This is a genomic window from Agrococcus sp. Marseille-P2731, from assembly GCF_900117395.1.
GTDB lineage: Bacteria > Actinomycetota > Actinomycetes > Actinomycetales > Microbacteriaceae > Agrococcus.
In genome coordinates, this window is record NZ_FPEG01000001.1 from 469,873 (window position 1) to 486,583 (window position 16,711).

Sequence of the window (16,711 nt, forward strand, 5' to 3'; positions counted from 1 at the left end):
GATGCGCCTCTAATCGAGCTGCGGCGCGCGGCCCACACGATCGTGTAGCACCATCGCCGCTGTGAGCACGCGGCTGACATCGCTCGCTCGGCGAGCGTGGCCAAACGAGCCGGTCTCTGCCGAGGCTTGGAGCAGCGACGACGCATCCTCGACGAGCCGGTGACCGAGCAGTTCACGAACGGACGGCGACGCTGCATCCTCGAACTCGTCGGCGATTCGTTCAAGTGGCGTCGGGCCGCCACCTTCCGTCGCGGAGAGAGGCATCTCGCCCGAGAAGACGCGCCCGGGAACGATCTCGTCGGCCGCAGACACCCGGACGAGACTGTTCCTCTCGCTGGCAGTGGCCGCCTTCGCTTCGACGTCGAAGGGCATGTCCATCAGACCCTGAAGCGTGTTCTCAAGAATCTCGAAGTAGAAGCGTCGTTCGGGGAAGGAGGCGCGGGCGAGGGGGTCCAGGAGCTTGCTGGCGAGCGGGGTGAGGTTGATCTTCGTCTGCGCGAAGAGTCCGCCGTGGAAGCGCGCGCGAAACTCTTGATAGTGACGGACGAGGGGATGCCGAGTCGAGTCGCTCAGGCGCCATCCTTCGAGAAGCGACGTCACATCGGAACGCCAGAGCTCGAGGGACTCAGGGTCCGCGTCCCCTGGGATCGACTCCACGAATGACCGGGAAGGCTGCTGCGGGTAGAAGGTGCGGTGGCTCTCACCGCCGAGACCAGAGAGGTTCGCGTGCCTCGGCGAGATCGGCGCTTTGGGTATGTAGATCGGCAGGTAGACCCCCAAGCACAGATCTCGCCAGGCTTTGAACGACTCTGCCGGGCTGTAGCTCGGGGTGGACCCGGGGGATGGTCGGTTCAGCTTGGCGCCGTATCGATCAGCGATCTGGCGGGCGACGACGAAATCCGGCCGTTGAGCGACGGACTTCCCCGAGATGAGCCGCATGCTCTCATCGAGGGGGCGATCGCCTGCGGCGCTTGCCGCGAGGGCGAACACCACCCGAGAGTCGAGCCCGCCCGAGAGGTCGACGCTGACGTCGATGCTCGGATCGTTGATCAGCGTCAGCAGTCGGGCCCTCCATGCGTCGATATAGGCGAGCAGCGCATCGGAGTAGGTGGCTGGAGGCGGCGGAGACGGAGCCGGAGTCGTGCGCGGCCCGCGCTCAGTGAGGACCAGCATCGTGTCGCGCGGGATCAGACGGATGTCTGCGAAGACGGTGGTTGGCGTGCTCAACTGCTCGACGAAGGTACTTCGGAGTCGGAGCGCGGCGAGTTGCGCCGAGTGAGGAGCGAGCGCCACGCCGTGAGACCGAAGGTGATCTGCCATCTGACTGAGCGAGTTCGATACGCACCAGACGCCGTCAGCGGCATAGCAGAAGAGCTTCTTGAACCCGGCGTGATCCACTCCGATCACAGGCCCATCAGCACTCGGGACGATACTGACGTAGCACCCGTCCTCACCGGGAAGCACGTGCTGACCATGCTCGGCGAGAAAGGCCCGGGCGCCTTCTTGACCGATGACGAGATCAGGGCCGGAGAAGGCGTAGCCCTGGAAGAACGACCGCGGAAGCCGCGTGAAGCTTGAGAAGAGGAACGTCAGCGCATCGTCTGCTGAGCTGTCTTCATCGATGGCATTCACATGAGCCGCTTCCGCTAGATCTCGAGGGTTCGTTCTCTCTGCGCTTCGCCGTCCTGAATGCGGGAAGGGTCCTCGAGCGGACTATATCCCGAGCCTCAGGAGCTTGATGGCCGTCTTCTCATCGTGCTCGAGCAGCGCGAGATGCGCTCGAGCGATGACCTCCTCGTCCGCACTCGAGTGCACCTGGGCATGGCGGAGGTGCGTCGCGTACGAGGTGCGCCCAGTCCAAGGGTGCTCGATGCGCCCCTGGAGCTCCTCGAGGTTCTCCGTGAGCCCGCTCGTGCGCCGCAGAGCGTCGTCCAACGCGGCGAGGTCGAGGTCGAACGGCGACTTGTGCCCGCCTCGGGTGGACGAGCGAAGGAAGTTCAGCGTCTCGTATCGGAGCTGCTTCGCGCTACGGATGTGTTCGAAGACTCCGGCGCCCGCTCGGTGCCGCGTCAGGGCCCAGAACCGGGTCACGATCGGATCTTGCAGGAGGAGAGGAGTGTGCAGTGCGGAACCCTCTAGTCCCAGCACCACCTCCGCTGAGGAAAGGACGTCGAGCTGTTCTGCAATCGAGTGCTGCTCCGGCCGGAACACGGTGAAGCCGTGACGCGTCACGAGGTCGTCGAGACTTCGCTCATCATCGGAGATCTCTTCCTTCAACCCCGAACGAGAGACGAATACCCGTCTGCCGGGGATCTGAGGCGAAGGCGGGACGCGCCCGATGATGTCCGTGTGCTGCCGAGAGGCGAACTCTCCGATGCACAGCCCAGGGAACGGGAAGATCACGTGCTCCCATTCCACCGGCTCCGTCAGGAAGTGTTGCTCGTTCCTCATTCCGAGGACTTCGAGGACTCGCTGTTGATAGGGCAGCAATCCGGGCGCGTCCCACAGCACCGGGGTCTCCGGGTGCTCCAGCGCATACCAGAGACGAGAGAGTCCTTGGGTCAGGAAATGGCCCCAACCGCGCTGCGGCGGGCCGAGGTAGATGACGGTCCCCGAGCGTCTGTGCGCGGCATCGACGGGTGGCCTCAGGTTGTAGTACTGGCGCCCGAGAGCGAAGTCCAGTATTTCGATCGCCGGCGAATCGTTGGACCATGCGCCGACATACCCCCGAGTGGAGAACACTCCGCTCCCCAGGTAGCTGCGGACATACGGCGCAAGGGTGACTTCCCGGTGGTGACTGGCTTGGAGCGTGTCGCCGTGACCCTCTGCCTCGGGTGGCACCGGCGCACGCAGAGCGCTTGGCACCCAGCGGTGTGCCGAGCCGATCATGCCTCCGACTTGTCCATGCGGACCGATGCGTCGGAAGGTGAGTTGAAGCTTCTCACCAGAGTTGTCGTGCTGCCATTCGATCGTCGAGCCTGCCTCTGCGCGCTTTCGCAAGCGAACGGTCTTGGACTTGGTCTCTTCCAGCTCGACGAAGCATTCGCTGTCGACTCCCCAGTCGGTCGGCGTCAGACGCTCGAAGTTCACCCGGTCGCCGGGCAGGACTTCCTCGACGGCTGGCGACATGAAGATGACCTTAGCAACACCGTCATGAATGGGCTTTGCGCGAAGACCAGCAGGGTGCAGCTCGCACTCGGCCCAGGAATCTCGTTCCCGACTCCGGGAGCGGGTGCTCCCGCAGCAGGAGGTGGCCGCGCGATCCAGATATGGTGCAGGAGGCGGAGTGCTCGCGCTTGCGCGCGTTCGCCAGGGTTCCGCGCGGAATGTGGCAACTGGAAGGGAAGCGTCTTGACCGTCGTCGAGGGCAATGACCGCTTCGCGGTGGAGCAATGGCTTCCGGAAATCGTGGATGGACTCCTCTCCAGTGAGCAGGGTGTGCCGTTGCACGAGTTGCTGCAGGCAACGGGTCTGATCACTGAGTGGCCGACTGCGAAGCTGCGTCAGCTTGCCGCTCTCTTGCGAGCGCAGGGCTATCTGGATCGGGCGGCCTCGGTGGGCTCTGTCGTCGCAGAGCGCGAGCCGGAACGGCCAGTCAGCGGAGCTGCCTCCATGGCAGCAGAACTGGCGGTCCTGAGAGGCGATCCTGGACTGCGGGTGGATCCGTTGACGCCTCCTTACAAGGCTGAGCCCGGCCGCCTCCTCGTTGTGGTCGGCTCCTCGCTCCCTGAGGTCGACTCGACCTTCACGCGGCGCACGCACGCGCTCGTCGCCCAGGCGCAGGAGCTGGGTGCTCGGGTCGCGGTCGCGACACAGATGGGATTCGGGCAGGCCGCCGGTTACGACATCGACACGGTCGATGGGGTCTCGTATCACCGGGTGCCTGGCCCGTTGCGTGGTTCGGTCATGCTGGACGAGTGGTTGCGCATCGCCACGACAAGACTTGCAGCGGTCGTTCGCAAGGTGCGCCCCTCGGCGATCATCGCTACCTCAGACTTCCTCAATGGGATGGCTGCGCGCGAGGTATGCAGAGCGTACGGAATCCCGTTCGTCTACGACGTCCGCGGCTATTGGCAGGATTCGTGGCTGGAGCGCCAGCGCGACAAGTACGGGTGGTCAGGTGAGCAGGTACCGGCGAGATGGGGGCCTCCGGATGTCTGGCGGCTGCGCGGCGAGCGCGAGGATGAGCTCGTCTCTGAGGCCGACTTCGTCGTCGCGTCGACCGAGGCGCTGTTGGAGCGAGCGCAGCGCTCGGCGCAGCCTGGTGCGGACGTCTATCTGCTCGAGGACCCGACCGACGGCGCTGCGGTCTTGGCGGTCCTCGAACACCTAGGGGTCATGCCGCGCGGTGGTGCAGAACTGGTTCGGGTAGGTCGAAGCGGCATCGAGGCTGGGCACGCGCGGGCACTCCTCGACGGGTCTGAGCGCGGTCTCGGCAAGGTCGCGGCGATGGGCGGTGGCTCTGCCACCGCCGACGACATCATGGGCGAGGGTTGGCGTGACGGCAAGCTCCCACCGGTTGCGATCACATCGCCGTTCGACTGGATCCTCGCGTGCCGTGACAACAGATCCCAGGGGTTCAGGCTGCACGCGTGGGACTTCATGGTCCCCCTGCTCGAGTCGTGGGATCAGGACGAGAACCGCGATGCTCTCGTCTGGTGCCTGAGCCGCGCCGCAGATTGGTCGAGGACCTTCCTCGACGGGGCCGCGCACGGAACGATGGCCTGGTACGACATGGCCATGGGTCTGCGGGCACCTCGACTGGCCTACCTCCTGCAGGAGGCGCTGCTCGAAGGTCTGGCGGACGACATCGTGCAGCCTTTGATCGACGTCGCGCTCGTCCATCAACGGAAGCTCTTCGAGCCGGCGGCGTTCAACCCGCGCACCAACCACGGCTTCTACACCGCCGTCGGTCAGCTCGCATTCGCGAAGCGTCTTCATGCGCTTCCGGGGATGGGCGTACTCACCGACCAGGGCACCTTGCGCCTTCGTGAAGTCGTGACGACGCAGTTCGCCGCCGACGGTGGCCATCTCGAACATTCGCCCGACTACCACCGCATGCTCTTGTCGTCGTTCAAGGACGCCACGGATGACGGACTTCTCGATGATCCCGAGGTGGGTGAGAGGCTCGAGCGAGCGGGCGAGGTGCTCGGCTGGTTCATCCAGCCGGACCGTCGCCTGGTGCAGATCGGTGACTCCCCTGAGCGGGAGAGCAGCAGAGCGTCTCCCGGCGCAACTCCGCACACGCGGTTCCTCAGCTCGGGCGGGGCGGCCGGAGAGCCGAACGCCGTCGAGCTGATGCTGCTCCCGCAGTCGGGCTATGCCTTCGTGCGATCACCGCAGCCACAGCAACGGGGTGACCACAGATCGGCTGCCTATCTGAGCTTCATGGGCGGATTCCACTCTCGGACGCACAAGCACTGCGACGATCTCTCGATCACCTGGTTCGACGCCGGCCAAGAGCTTCTCATCGATGCTGGGCGCTTCGGCTATCTCGACCCGCTGCCCGCCGATTCGCCCCTGCGCGAGAAGGGCTTCTTCTACAGCCGCCCCGAGCGGCAGTACGTCGAGGGAACTGTCGCGCACAACACCGCGCAGGCCGACCGGCAGGATCATGAGCGCCGCCGTCGGGCTCCCTATGGCTCCGCGATCAAGGAGGCTGCCGCCATCGGCGGGGCGTTCCGGCTCTCCGGGGCTGTGGATCACGGTCACTGGCGGCACGAGCGACGGATACATCTCGTTCCGGGTTCGAGTCTTCGAGTCGAGGACGAAGTGCGCAGCTTGGATGGCGAGCTGCACGACTTCAACGTGTGGTGGAACCTTCCGGGAACACTCGATGATCCGACCGAGCCGCGTCCGGGGGTCGTCGCCTTCAGGCTCGAGAACGGTGGTGAGATGACGGTCGAGGGCCTGTCCGACGCCGCACTGGAATCCCCGGTGCGAGGGCAGCGCGAACCTCTTCGAGGCTGGCGATCGCGTTCGGACTTCGAACTCACGCCGGCGTGGTCGTTCGGGTATCACGTGACCGCACGCAGCGAGCACACGTTCGTCACCTGCTTCTCCATCAGCAGCGATGCTTCGACCGATCGCGCCGGAGCCTCGTCGGCGACGAGGGGCGCTTGATGCGGGCCCCGCGCAGTCGACGACGGGAGGGGTCTGGGCGGGCGGCGCTCGCGAGAGGATGGGGTATGCGACGAGACGACTCCCCGGCGCGAGGTGCGACTCCATGAAGATCCTTCTGCTGACTCACTACTACGCTCCCGAGAACAGTGCGCCCCAACGACGGTGGAGTGCGCTCATCGAGCGCTTCACGTCTGCCGGCCACGAGGTCGACGTCATCTGCCCGCCGCCTCATTACCCGAGCGGGCGACTGGATCCGCAGATGAGAGAAGCGCACGGGCCCGGGTCGGTAGAGCGAGACGAGGCGGGTGCGCGTGTCTTCCGGGTCTCCTTCCTGCGCCACGACGGGCGGATGCACACGAGGACGCTCGACCACGTCTGGGTCGCGGCTGCCACCGCGCGACGAGCGCGGCGCCTGATCGATTCGGGAGCCATCGCGCCGGACGTCATCGTTGCGACCGCGCCGGCGCTGCCCTCGCTGGTCGCAGGCAGAGCGCTCGCTCGCCGCTACTCGATCCCCCTGGTCGCTGAGATGCGAGACGCCTGGCCGGACTTGGTCTCGCACGTCGCTGGGTTCACTCCGAAGCGCGGACTCGTGCAGGCGCTCAAGCGCGTGGTTCACGAACAGATCACAGGGCTGCAGCGGGATGCAGCGAGGGTGGTCACGACGACGGAGAGCTTCGCGGCCGTCTTGCTGGAGAGAGGCGTGACAGAAGTTGCGGTGATTCGCAACGGCACGAGCGTCGCACGCTATCGCGGAGTGCCCGAGCGGTCCACTGGGCATCCCGAGCTGCGCGCACTGTACATGGGCACGATCGGCAGGAGTCAGGGTCTCGAGGTCGTCGTTCGGGCGGCTGCGCGCTTGCGCGACGCCGGTGTTCCGCTGCAGGTGCGGTTGGTCGGTCACGGCGTCGCGCTCCCACGACTTCGAGAGCTCAACCGGGCTCTCGGCAATCCGGTAGAGATCCTCGGAGGCGTGCCGGGTTCCGAGGTGGTCGAGCATTACGCCTGGGCGGACACGTGCATCGTCTCGTTGAGGGATTGGGCTCCGTTTGCCTGGACAGTCCCATCGAAGCTGTACGAGCTCATGGCCTCAGGGCGTCACATGACAGCGATCGTCGCCGGTGAGAGTGCGCAGCTCGTGCGGGAGGCAGGCAGCGGCGACATCGTGCTTCCGGGTGATGTGCAGTCGCTTGTCGAGCTGTGGCGACGGTTGCAGGCGGACGGGAGCCGGCTCGATGTCGGCGACCGAGGACGGGCGTGGGCGGCGCGAAACGCAGATTACGACGCGATCGCCAACCGCTATCTCGCAGTGCTGCAGTCGGCCGTCCGTCCTTCCCCAGCGCCGCGCTGATGCAGTTTCGAGCGCGCGCTCTGGGCGGCGGGCCGAGGCGGTCCGCATCCGCGAGGCCCATGCTCGACCCGGGGGTGCAAGCGCCCACGACGCTGCTGATCTCGTCGTTCGGCTTGCCTCCCGAGGCCCAGTTCCGGGGGTACTGCTGGATGGGTTCGGATCTCGTGGTCGGCCAGCACGGGGCGGACGACTACGAGCGCCGCACCGGCGAGCGCGTCGGGCGCGGGAGAGACGGCTGCTACACCGTCGTGGAACAGACCGCGGCGGGGTTTCGAGTTGGGACGGATTCGAGAGGGCTCGCACGCCTGTTTCTCTTCCGACGAGCGGGCGCATGGGTCATCAGCTCGTCGTTCCACGATCTCGTCGAGCACCTCCGAGCACGCGGCGTGGTGCTTCGCAGCGAGCTAGCGCTGGTCGCCGCGTTCGGCGTTCCTCGCGGCTTCACGGACCAGCTCGCCAGTTCCACCACCCCGATCGCAGACATCACACTCGTCCCCTCATTCGCCTCCGTCGTCCTGGAAGCCAGCGGAGCGGAGATCGAGATGGCAGCGATGGCAGGTGACCCGTCGTACGAAGAGGCGCTGCACACCTACGTCAATGTGTGGCGCGGGCGGCTCTCGACGCTGCTCGCCGACTCCCGAGTCTCGATGCAGGTCGACCTGAGCGGGGGCATCGACTCGCGGACCGTCCTGGCCTTCCTCCTCGCCAGTAAGGAGTACTCACCGAAGCATCCTCGGGTCTCAGTGGTCTCCAACGCCTCGAAGCTGCTCGATCTCGAGGTAGCGACCCAGGTGGCGTGCGCCTACGACTTGACCCTCGAGGAGCAACCCCAGCCCGGTCGACGGGCCGCGGAACCGTTGCGCGCCCGTCGCGCGTGGCGGCAGGACTCTCTTGGAATGTACTTGCCGCTGTACTTCCACAGCACGACGCTCGACCTGGCTGCTGTGCACGCGCATGGGGCGGGCGGGGGAAACTTCCGTCCGTACTACAGCGGCAGCAGCGCAGGTGACCAGGTCAGACGTGCACGAGCGTCGATGTCGCCGGAACACTACGAGCAGTGGAGCGAAGCGGTGAGCGCAAGTTCCCGCGTCCTCGAAGCGGCGAGGCCCGCCGTGCACCCGCTCACGTTGCACTACAGGGAATTCCGGAATCGCTTCCACTTCGGACACCTGCCCCATCACAGCATCGTGTTCTCACCGCTGGAATCTGCCTTGACCGATGCGGTGACAGATCGGCAAGACCATCGGGACGGTCGGCAGATCTACTTCGATGTCATGGAGTCGCTCGCGCCGGGCCTCAAGGACTTGCCGTTCGATGACCCGAGCAAGTCTCCCTCCCAGGCCAACGTCCGTGACCTCACGGTGGTGGATCTTGAGACACCCACTCCAGGGCGCGTCTTCGGCGAGCCGCAAGGAGTCTCCGGTCCGCTCGCTCTCGAGGACCCGTATGGGATCTGGATCGAGGATGTTGCGAGGGCACTGCGCCGAGATGAGGTTCGCGCCGTCCTCGGTGCTGACGCGGTAGCGAAGGCTGCATCTGCCGTCCGAGGTTTCCAAGAGGACCAGCGCCGATCGCATGCCCACGACAAAGAGCTGCTCGCAGCGTCCTTCGCACTGGCAGCGGACTTCATCGTGCGCGGCTAGGTCCGCGATGAGCAGCTGTCCGTTGTCGCGAAGCGAAGGTCGAGAGGTTCAGGACGCTACCGTCAGCCCCGCACGAGAGCGACTCTAGGCCGAGGGTACGACCTCAGGGTCGCAACGAGGGCGTACATCACACGCTGAAGTCCGCCTCGCGAGTCCCGACGCCGAGCAATTCGGCGATCGCCGCGACCGAGCGGGCCGAGGCATGGCCATCGCCGTAAGGGTTGACCGCGTTCGCCATCGCCGCGTACGCGTCAGCATCCTCGAGGAGATGATTCGCCTCGAACACGATGCGGTCGTAGTCGGTGCCCACGAGGCGCACGGTGCCGGCATCGACAGCCTCGGGGCGCTCGGTGTTCTCTCGCATTACGAGCACCGGCTTGCCGAGGCTCGGCGCTTCCTCCTGCACGCCGCCGGAGTCGGTGAGCACGATGCGGGCAGCAGCCATCACCTTGGTGAACTCCGCGTACGGGAGCGGCTCGGTGACGACGATGTTCTCCTTGCCCTCCAGATGCGGCAGCACCGACTCTCGCACGATCGGATTGCGGTGCACGGGAAGGATCACGATGTGGTCGCTGTGCTGCTCGGCGATGGTTGCGAGGGCACGACCGATCGCATCCATGCTGTCGCCGAGGTTCTCGCGTCGGTGGGTGGTGGCGAGGATGATCGGGCGGCCACTGGCCACGGCCGCTGCGACAGCAGGATCACCCGGCACGGTGTCCCACGTCGCTGCTTCGAGCAGGGCGTCGATCACCGTGTTGCCCGTGACGACGATCGTCGAGGGCTCCACCGACTCGTGGAAGAGATTGTCGCGAGAGCCGCGCGTGGGGGCGAGGTGCAGCTTCGCGACCTGGCCGATGAGCTTGCGATTCGCCTCTTCCGGGAATGGCGAGTCGATGTTGCCCGTACGAAGCCCGGCCTCGAGATGGACGACCGTCACCTGCCGGTTGAATGCGGCGATCGCCGCCGCCATCGCCGTCGAGGTGTCGCCCTGCACGATCACGACGTCGGGCTGCTCGGCGACGATGAGTTCATCGATGCCTGCGATCGCACGCGACACGATGCCGTTGAGCGCCTGGCCGGGCTTCATGAGGTTGAGGTCGTGCTTCGGTGTGATGCCGAACATCGTGTTCACCTGGTCGAGCATCTCGCGGTGCTGCCCTGTGACCACGGGGATCGATTCGAAGCGCTCGTCTTGCTCGAGCGCTTCGATGACGGTGGCGACCTTGATCGCCTCCGGCCGGGTGCCATAGACCGTCATGACCTTGTGCTGTGCCATGTGTGCTCCGTTCCGATGCTTCAGTGCTCGCGGTTGGTGCTGAGTGCAGGGGGATGGGACTCGGTGGCGCTGAGCAGCGCGTTCTTCGCTGCCTCGTCCTTGCCGAGCGCGATGCTGTGCGCGTAGTAGCGATACATGTTCGCGACCTCGTCGGCCGGGCCGTCGGCGATGAGCTGGCCCGCGTCGAGCCAGATGGCTCGCGTGCACATGTCCTCGATCGTCTTCGCCGCGTGGCTGACGAGGAAGACCGTGCCGGCTCGCGTGATGAGCCCATGCATGGCCTCCTTCGAGCGCTCTGCGAAGGATGCGTCGCCTGTCGAGAGCGCTTCGTCGATCATGAGGATCTCGGGGTCTGCCGCCACAGAGATCGCGAAGCGGAGCCGGGAGCCCATGCCCGATGAGTAGGTGTTCATCGGCTGCTTGATGGCATCGCCGATGCCTGCGAGCTGTTCGATGCGCTCCTTGGCGAAGTACGCGTCATCGGGCGTCATGCCCATCGCGAGCGTTCCGAGCCAGATGTTCTCCTCGCCGGAGAGCTCGGGAACGAGCGCGGCGCTGACGCCCAGCAGCTGCGGTTGCGCGGATGCGACCACGCTGCCGGAGGTCGCAGGCTGCAGACCCGCCAGCACCCGCAGCAGCGAGCTCTTGCCTGAGCCGTTGAGCCCGACGAGCCCGATCATCTCGCCCTCACGCGCAGCCATCGAGATACCGCGCAGGACTGGGCCGGTGACCGACTTGTTGCTGCCGCGGCGCCACCAGGCACCTCGGCTCGAGCGGTTGACCGTGTAGCGCAGCCTGATGTTCTCGGCTGCGATCGTCACCTTCGGCTCACCGCTCAGTCGCCAGCCCATCTCGGGCTCATTCGCGGCCATAGCGCTCCTCATCCGACCAGAAGAGCGTGAAACCGATCACGAGGACCCCGAAGGCCCATGCCGCCAGCTGCAGCCAGTTCTCGAGCGACGGCACCTGGCCGTCCATGAGCGTCATTCGGTACATGTTGAGCACGACGTAGATCGGGTTCGCCTGGATGATCGCCAGGATCGTCGGGTGATCGAGGAAGCGCTCGATCGGGAAGATGACGGCCGAGCCGTACATGAGGAACCGCGAGACGAAGCTCATCGCCTGCGCCAGATCGGGGACACGCGAGCCCAGCCACCCGAACAGGAGGACGAAGCCGAGGCTCAGGGTGAGCTGCAAGGCGAGGATCAGCGGGAACAGCGACCACGCCACATTCGGCGCTTCGTGCGGAGGGATCGCGATGATCAGGATGAACATGAGGCCGATGGCTGGCATCGAGCTCATCAGTTCACGCAGGACCATGGAGATGGCCAGCGCGGCTCGGGGGAACGCGAAGGCCCGGATCATCGCCTTGGAGCTCCGGATGAGCGTGACGCCGCCGGTGATCGCGCGCGACGACAGCTGGAACATGAAGACGCCGATGATGATGAAGGCGATGAAGTTGTCGACGCCCCGCGATACCTGGAGGATCAGGCCGAAGACGACGCCGTAGAACGCCGCATCGAGGAGCGGCCGCAAGACATACCAGGCGACGCCCAGGCGCTCGTTCGAGTAGCGCGTCACTGCTTCGCCTCGGGCCGCGGCCCAGATGAAGTGCCGGCGATCCAAGAGCTCGGTGAAGTACTCTCGCAGCGGAGGCCGCGTGCCGACGCGGCGCAAGTGCGTCAGATCGCCGTACTTGGTCTCGAGCTGCTGGCGCATCGGGGCAGAGAGCGCAGAAGCGCCTGCTCGTCGGGTGGACCATGCACGTCGCCACTGCGTCCGAAGACCTCGAGACTCAGGTCGCTGCGACGTTGATGTCATGCGGTGCTGAGCAATCTGTGAGGGAGCGGGGCGTCGGCGCGTGAACCGCACCTGAGTTTATGTTCCCACACTACGCATCATGCGGAGGCGGCATTGATTTGCGCGCGATAGGTGGCGCCAATGGCACCCCAGGTTCGCTCTGCCGCGCGGGCCCGTCCGAGTCGGACGGCGGCTGCCCGGGCGGGCTCGTCGTGCATCAGCTCCACCAGACGTCGCGCCAACGCGTCGGCGTCACCCGGCGGAGCCGTGAAGCCGGCTTCGACGAGCGCGTCGCCGATGGTCTCGATGAGTGGAGGGAGCGCGCTCACGACGAGCGGCCTGCCACTGGCCATCGCCTCGATCGGCTTCAGCGGCGAGACGGTTCGCGTCACCTCGCGATCGTGGCGGGGCACCACGAAGACGTCGAGCGCATCCCGATAGTTGACGACCTCGTCGCGAGCGACGCGACCAGTGAAGACCGCGTGCTCTGCGAGGCCGCGGCTGCGCGCCCTCGACTCGAGCGCCTGGCGCGACGCGCCGTCCCCGACGAGCAACGCGCGCACGTCGTGGCCGTCCGCGCGCGCACTTGCGACTGCATCGAGCAGGACGTCGAAGCCCTCGTAGTCGACGAGGGAGGACGTGGAGCCGACCCAGAAGCCCTCGCTGGGCAGCCCGAGGGATGCGCGGGCCGCCGCGGGTGTGGGCGACCTGCGCTGGAGGAGTCGCTGGTCGATCCCGTTCGGTACGAGGTGCACGCGCTCCCGCGGCACCCCGCGACCCGCCAGGTCGTCGCGCATGCTGCCGGACAGCGTGAAGACCGCGTCGGCCGCGCTCGCGAGCTCGGCCTCGCGCTCGCGGGTCAGGCGGAACCGCTCGCTCTGCGTCGCGCGCTCGCGGGCCGCGTCGCTGCCGAGGCCCGCGACCCAGGTCTGCTCGAGCATGCCGCGCACCTCGTACGCCCACGGCAGGCGCAGCGCATCGGCGACCTCGCGCACGACGACCGCGTTCGGGTAGTGAGTGGTGGTCTGGAGGACCGCGGGCCGGACCCGGCCCGCGAGTGCCGCCAGCGCATCCGCCTGCTGACCGAGGCGGCCGTCAGGCGTCGGTGCGAGGCGGGCGGGTAGCGCCCGGTGGTACGCGATGTCATCGATGACGTCGACCGCGGCGGCGCCGAGCCCGCCGACGACGACCGGGTAGCCGACCCTGGTCATCGCGACGGGATCGAGGCCGGCTGCGCGCTGCGCCCGCAGGACCTCGTGGGAGCGGACGGTGTAGCCGGACTGGGTGTGGGGGAGGGAGTTCGTCAGCAGGTGGAGCACGCCGCGGCCCGCGGCCAGCGGCGCTGCGTCACCCCGGGGCGTCCAGCGCAGGCGGGTGCCGGGTGTCATGAGCGCGAGCTCGGCGCGCAGGGCGCGGTGCAGCCGCGAGCCGGGCGCGTGGCGCTCGAGCAGGGAGATCGCCAGCGTCGCCTCGCCGATCTGCCAGGCGGCGCGCGCCCGCGCGACGGCGTGCACTCGCTCGTCATCGACGACCAGCTCGGGGCGTCCCGCGGCCTGCGCGACCTCGGCCGCGAGCCGGCTGAGGCTGCCGCGCAGCGCCGTCTCGTCGAGCTGGGCGCGCGTGGCAGCCATGTCGCCGGACAGCCACGTCTCGACGAGTCGACGGTCCGCGCCACGCGCTGCTAGGGCAGCCGCGAGCAGCGGTCCGCGGGCGGCCGGGAAGCGACGGGCCAGCTGGATGCCGAAGGTCAGCGGATCGTCGAGGACCGAGCGCGCTGCGGTGGTCGCGGCCATGCTCGCGTTGCCGATCAGGCGGGGCGCGCGCCCGAGGATCTCGGCCGCTGCATGGCGTCGGTCGGCGTCTGCGGGCATGCGTGCAATCATCCCACCTCGCTGTCGGCGTGCGCCGCTCGCGCGGATTCGCCGAGGAAAGGTGAAGATCGCGCACATTTGCATTTGTGCGATTGCCTGGCTCTCGTCGCAATTGCGCGGAATGGGATGCGGGATTCGAGCGGATGGTGCGATAGATTCCTCGTCATGGCTAAGAAGACCCTCGTTCAGCTCGTCGACGACTTCTCGGGCGAAAGCATCGCTGACGGTGAAGGCCGCACGATTCGCTTCGCATTCGATGGAGCCGAGTACGAGATCGACCTGACCAACGAGCACGTCGAGGAGTTCTCGGACGTGCTCGAGCGCTTCGTGCGCGCATCGCGCCGCGTCTCTGGGCGCCGCAAGACCGGCGGAACCACCACCGGTCGCACCAGCGGCGGAAACTCGGAGACCGCGGCAATTCGTGAGTGGGCTGAGTCGCAGGGCATGAAGGTCGCGACCCGCGGCCGCATTCCCGCAGACATCGTGGAGCAGTACAAGAACCGCTGAACCACAGCACACGAAAGCGCCGCCCCGCATGAGTCGGGGCGGCGCTTCTCTCATTCTGGGGTACGAATTCTGCTCACAGATCTGGCTGTCGCTGTCGGTCTCAGGCGCGCGACGAATGCAATTGCGGGCGCGCCGCCATGCCCGGTCTCTGCGTCGCGGGTGGTGGCTTCTGCGCCGGCACCTGCAGCGTCGGTGCTCGATCGCCGCCATCGACCGATCGACCCGCGGCCCGCTCGTGCATCGCCAAGCACGCGGTGTGCGCGTCGTCGAGGGTGCCCCAGTAGCCGACGAGCTTGCGGAGCTCACGCCTCGGATTGGCAGTGACGGCGCGGTAGTACGGCTCGCGCCTCGGGCCGAGCCAGAGCAGGCGGATGATCGCGAGCGGCTGCCCCGAGAGCGGGTGCAGGACATCCCACTCGGTGGGGCGGAGGGTCATGCGAGCGAATGTAAGGGCTGCCGCTGACGCGGGGCGGCTTCGAGACGCGAGCGGGCTGCGCCCGCGCGCTCCTCAACCAGCGAGCGAGGGCAGGACGATCGTCAGGATCAGGACGAAGAAGGCCGCCGCGATCGCGGTGAGGGTGATGAGGCGGCGGGACATTCGCGGGTCCTTCGGTTTCGTGACGCGTGCGGGCTGCGCCCGCGCGCTCCTCAACCTACGGGGTTCGCACGCGCGCTCCTCGACCTACGGGGTCGTGAGCAGGGCCCGGACCGCCTCGAGGGGGACGGGGAGCCAGTCCGGGCGGTTGCGCAGCTCGTAGACGACCTCGTAGAGCGCCTTGTCGAGCAGCAGCGCCCGGAACACCGGGTCCTGCGGGTCGACCGGACCCAGCGCATCCGCGTAGCCCTCGAGGAACTCGGCCTGCCGAGCCTGCACCCATTCGCCGGCGACCGTGCCGTCCGCCTCGGGCTCCTGCTGCAGCGCGGAGCCTGCGGCGTAGTCGAACGAGCGCAGCATGCCGACGACATCGCGCAGCCGCGGTTCCCGCACCATGCGCTCGTGCATCGGCCGCAGCGGCTCGCCCTCGAAGTCGAGCACCCGCCACTTGCCGTCGGCGGCGCGCAGCACCTGGCCCAGGTGCAGGTCGCCGTGGATCTGCTGCAGCTCGCCGATCGAGTCGATCGCGCGCAGACGCTCACCCGCGTCGGCGAGCTCGTCCTCGAGGCCGGTGAGCGCTCCGGCGGCCTCCTGCCGAGCCCAGCCGAGGCGCTGCTCGAGGCCGCTCACGAACCGCAGCGTGTCGGTGTCCTGCGCCTGGGCCGTGCCCATCGCATCCGCCAGCGCCTGGTGCACGGATGCGACGGTCGCCCCGAGCGCGCGGGTGTCGGGCACGGGGCTCGCGTCGCCGCGGAGCGTCGCGCGAGCGTGACGGCGATACAGGTCCCAGGCGTCGTCGGCGCCCGCGACGAACTCGGAGACGGCGAGCAGATGACCGGTGACGCTCGCCTCGCCCGCCTGCCAGGTGGCCGTGATGGATGCGAGGAGGCTCGGGACGCTCGTGCTGCCGGCCCGGGTCAGGGCTCCCGTGACGAGGACATCGGGGTTGTCGCCGGGGGAGACGACGCGGAAGACCTTGGCGATCCAGGTGTCTTCGTCCGAGGTGCCGGAACCGCCGATGATCGACGTGTTCGACTGCTCGCCGGTGATGACGTGGATGTGGCCGGCGGGGGCGGGCTCGGCGGTGGCGTCGCCCTCGAGGCCGTCGACCGAGCGCGCGCCGGTGGCGACGTCGACGAGCGCCTGCACGACGGCCTTGTCGGCGCAGGCGTCGACGAGCCAGCGCTCGCCGAGCTGCGCGATGGGTGCGGCGGTGCGCTCGTCGCGCCAGGCGACGGGCACCTGCAGCAGGGTGTCGCCGGCGCGCAGCAGCAGGATCGCCGCGTCGCCCAGGTCGTAGGCGTGCTCGAGCGTCACGTCCACCTGCTGGTCCTTCAGCGGGTACCAGCGGGTGGTCGGCATCCACGCGGCGATCGCGTCGATGACTGATGCGTCGTCGTAGGCGGGCGCGTCGGTCTCGGTGGGTGCGCTCATGGGGCCACTATGCCGCGTGCAGATGCACGCTGGCTCTGCGTCTTCCTCGCCGCGCGTGCGCGCATCCGCTCGTCGTCATCGGCGTGCTGCGATCGCTGCGCCGCCATCGGT

General features: G+C 67.5%; 12 protein-coding genes. 4 read left to right on the plus strand and 8 right to left on the minus strand.

From position 1 onward, the window contains the following. Window positions 1-9: 9 nt before the first annotated feature. Window positions 10-1,632: an adenine nucleotide alpha hydrolase family protein gene (locus tag BQ6202_RS02400; protein ID WP_072312876.1), complete on the minus strand. Its 1,623-nt coding sequence runs from the start codon at window positions 1,630-1,632 to the stop codon at window positions 10-12. Between the two features lie 81 nt (window positions 1,633-1,713). Continuing rightward, window positions 1,714-3,129, minus strand: coding sequence for a glycosyltransferase 61 family protein (locus BQ6202_RS02405; RefSeq protein WP_072312877.1), 1,416 nt, complete (start codon window positions 3,127-3,129; stop codon window positions 1,714-1,716). 222 nt (window positions 3,130-3,351) lie between these two features. Here BQ6202_RS02405 and BQ6202_RS02410 point away from each other — a divergent pair, with 222 nt between their 5' ends. The 3 genes from BQ6202_RS02410 (at window position 3,352) to BQ6202_RS02420 (ending at window position 9,117) form a co-directional block, all read left to right on the plus strand. Beyond that, window positions 3,352-6,123 carry a heparinase II/III domain-containing protein gene (locus BQ6202_RS02410; protein WP_072312878.1) on the plus strand — a complete coding sequence of 924 codons (2,772 nt, stop codon included), beginning with the start codon at window positions 3,352-3,354 and terminating at the stop codon, window positions 6,121-6,123. Between the two features lie 103 nt (window positions 6,124-6,226). Then, window positions 6,227-7,474 (plus strand): glycosyltransferase family 4 protein, encoded by a 1,248-nt coding sequence (locus BQ6202_RS02415; RefSeq protein ID WP_072312879.1) that lies wholly within the window; start codon window positions 6,227-6,229, stop codon window positions 7,472-7,474. 59 nt (window positions 7,475-7,533) lie between these two features. Beyond that, window positions 7,534-9,117 carry a hypothetical protein gene (locus tag BQ6202_RS02420; RefSeq protein WP_072312880.1) on the plus strand — a complete coding sequence of 528 codons (1,584 nt, stop codon included), beginning with the start codon at window positions 7,534-7,536 and terminating at the stop codon, window positions 9,115-9,117. Between the two features lie 127 nt (window positions 9,118-9,244). Here the strand turns inward: BQ6202_RS02420 and wecB are convergent, their stop codons facing one another. Genes wecB through BQ6202_RS02440 form a run of 4 tightly spaced genes read right to left on the minus strand, consistent with a single transcriptional unit; the run spans window position 9,245 to window position 14,064 of the window. Next, window positions 9,245-10,393, minus strand: a complete 1,149-nt coding sequence (gene wecB / locus BQ6202_RS02425; RefSeq protein WP_072312881.1) for a non-hydrolyzing UDP-N-acetylglucosamine 2-epimerase — start codon at window positions 10,391-10,393, stop codon at window positions 9,245-9,247. A gap of 20 nt (window positions 10,394-10,413) precedes the next feature. Then, on the minus strand, window positions 10,414-11,265 hold the full coding sequence (locus BQ6202_RS02430; protein ID WP_072312882.1) for an ABC transporter ATP-binding protein: 852 nt from the start codon (window positions 11,263-11,265) through the stop codon (window positions 10,414-10,416). Beyond that, a complete protein-coding gene (locus BQ6202_RS02435; RefSeq protein WP_143143613.1) occupies window positions 11,252-12,265 on the minus strand; it encodes an ABC transporter permease in 1,014 nt (337 codons plus the stop codon). The genes BQ6202_RS02430 and BQ6202_RS02435 overlap by 14 nt, the downstream gene beginning before the upstream one ends. Window positions 12,266-12,291: 26 nt before the next feature. Further along, entirely contained in the window at window positions 12,292-14,064 is a 1,773-nt protein-coding gene (locus BQ6202_RS02440; protein WP_072312884.1) for a glycosyltransferase, read from the minus strand. Window positions 14,065-14,229: 165 nt separating this feature from the next. Between BQ6202_RS02440 and BQ6202_RS02445 the strand changes: the two genes are divergently transcribed. Then, entirely contained in the window at window positions 14,230-14,571 is a 342-nt protein-coding gene (locus tag BQ6202_RS02445) for a histone-like nucleoid-structuring protein Lsr2 (protein ID WP_072312885.1), read from the plus strand. Window positions 14,572-14,671: 100 nt separating this feature from the next. On the opposite strand, the gene BQ6202_RS02450 is transcribed toward BQ6202_RS02445, so the two are convergent. Continuing rightward, on the minus strand, window positions 14,672-15,007 hold the full coding sequence (locus tag BQ6202_RS02450; protein WP_072312886.1) for a hypothetical protein: 336 nt from the start codon (window positions 15,005-15,007) through the stop codon (window positions 14,672-14,674). 246 nt (window positions 15,008-15,253) lie between these two features. Then, window positions 15,254-16,600 (minus strand): maltokinase N-terminal cap-like domain-containing protein, encoded by a 1,347-nt coding sequence (locus tag BQ6202_RS02455; protein WP_072312887.1) that lies wholly within the window; start codon window positions 16,598-16,600, stop codon window positions 15,254-15,256. Between the last annotated feature and the right edge of the window lie 111 nt (window positions 16,601-16,711).

What these genes read in the sequence shown, in the direction of transcription:
- BQ6202_RS02405 (WP_072312877.1), bottom strand. Translation starts at nt 3,129, where the DNA reads ATGTCGCCAGCCGTCGAGGAAGTCCTGCCCGGCGACCGGGTGAACTTC.
- BQ6202_RS02415 (WP_072312879.1), top strand. Translation starts at nt 6,227, where the DNA reads ATGAAGATCCTTCTGCTGACTCACTACTACGCTCCCGAGAACAGTGCG.
- BQ6202_RS02420 (WP_072312880.1), top strand. Translation starts at nt 7,534, where the DNA reads ATGCTCGACCCGGGGGTGCAAGCGCCCACGACGCTGCTGATCTCGTCG.
- wecB (WP_072312881.1), bottom strand. Translation starts at nt 10,393, where the DNA reads ATGGCACAGCACAAGGTCATGACGGTCTATGGCACCCGGCCGGAGGCG.
- BQ6202_RS02430 (WP_072312882.1), bottom strand. Translation starts at nt 11,265, where the DNA reads ATGGCCGCGAATGAGCCCGAGATGGGCTGGCGACTGAGCGGTGAGCCG.
- BQ6202_RS02440 (WP_072312884.1), bottom strand. Translation starts at nt 14,064, where the DNA reads ATGCCCGCAGACGCCGACCGACGCCATGCAGCGGCCGAGATCCTCGGG.
- BQ6202_RS02445 (WP_072312885.1), top strand. Translation starts at nt 14,230, where the DNA reads ATGGCTAAGAAGACCCTCGTTCAGCTCGTCGACGACTTCTCGGGCGAA.
- BQ6202_RS02450 (WP_072312886.1), bottom strand. Translation starts at nt 15,007, where the DNA reads ATGACCCTCCGCCCCACCGAGTGGGATGTCCTGCACCCGCTCTCGGGG.
- BQ6202_RS02455 (WP_072312887.1), bottom strand. Translation starts at nt 16,600, where the DNA reads ATGAGCGCACCCACCGAGACCGACGCGCCCGCCTACGACGACGCATCA.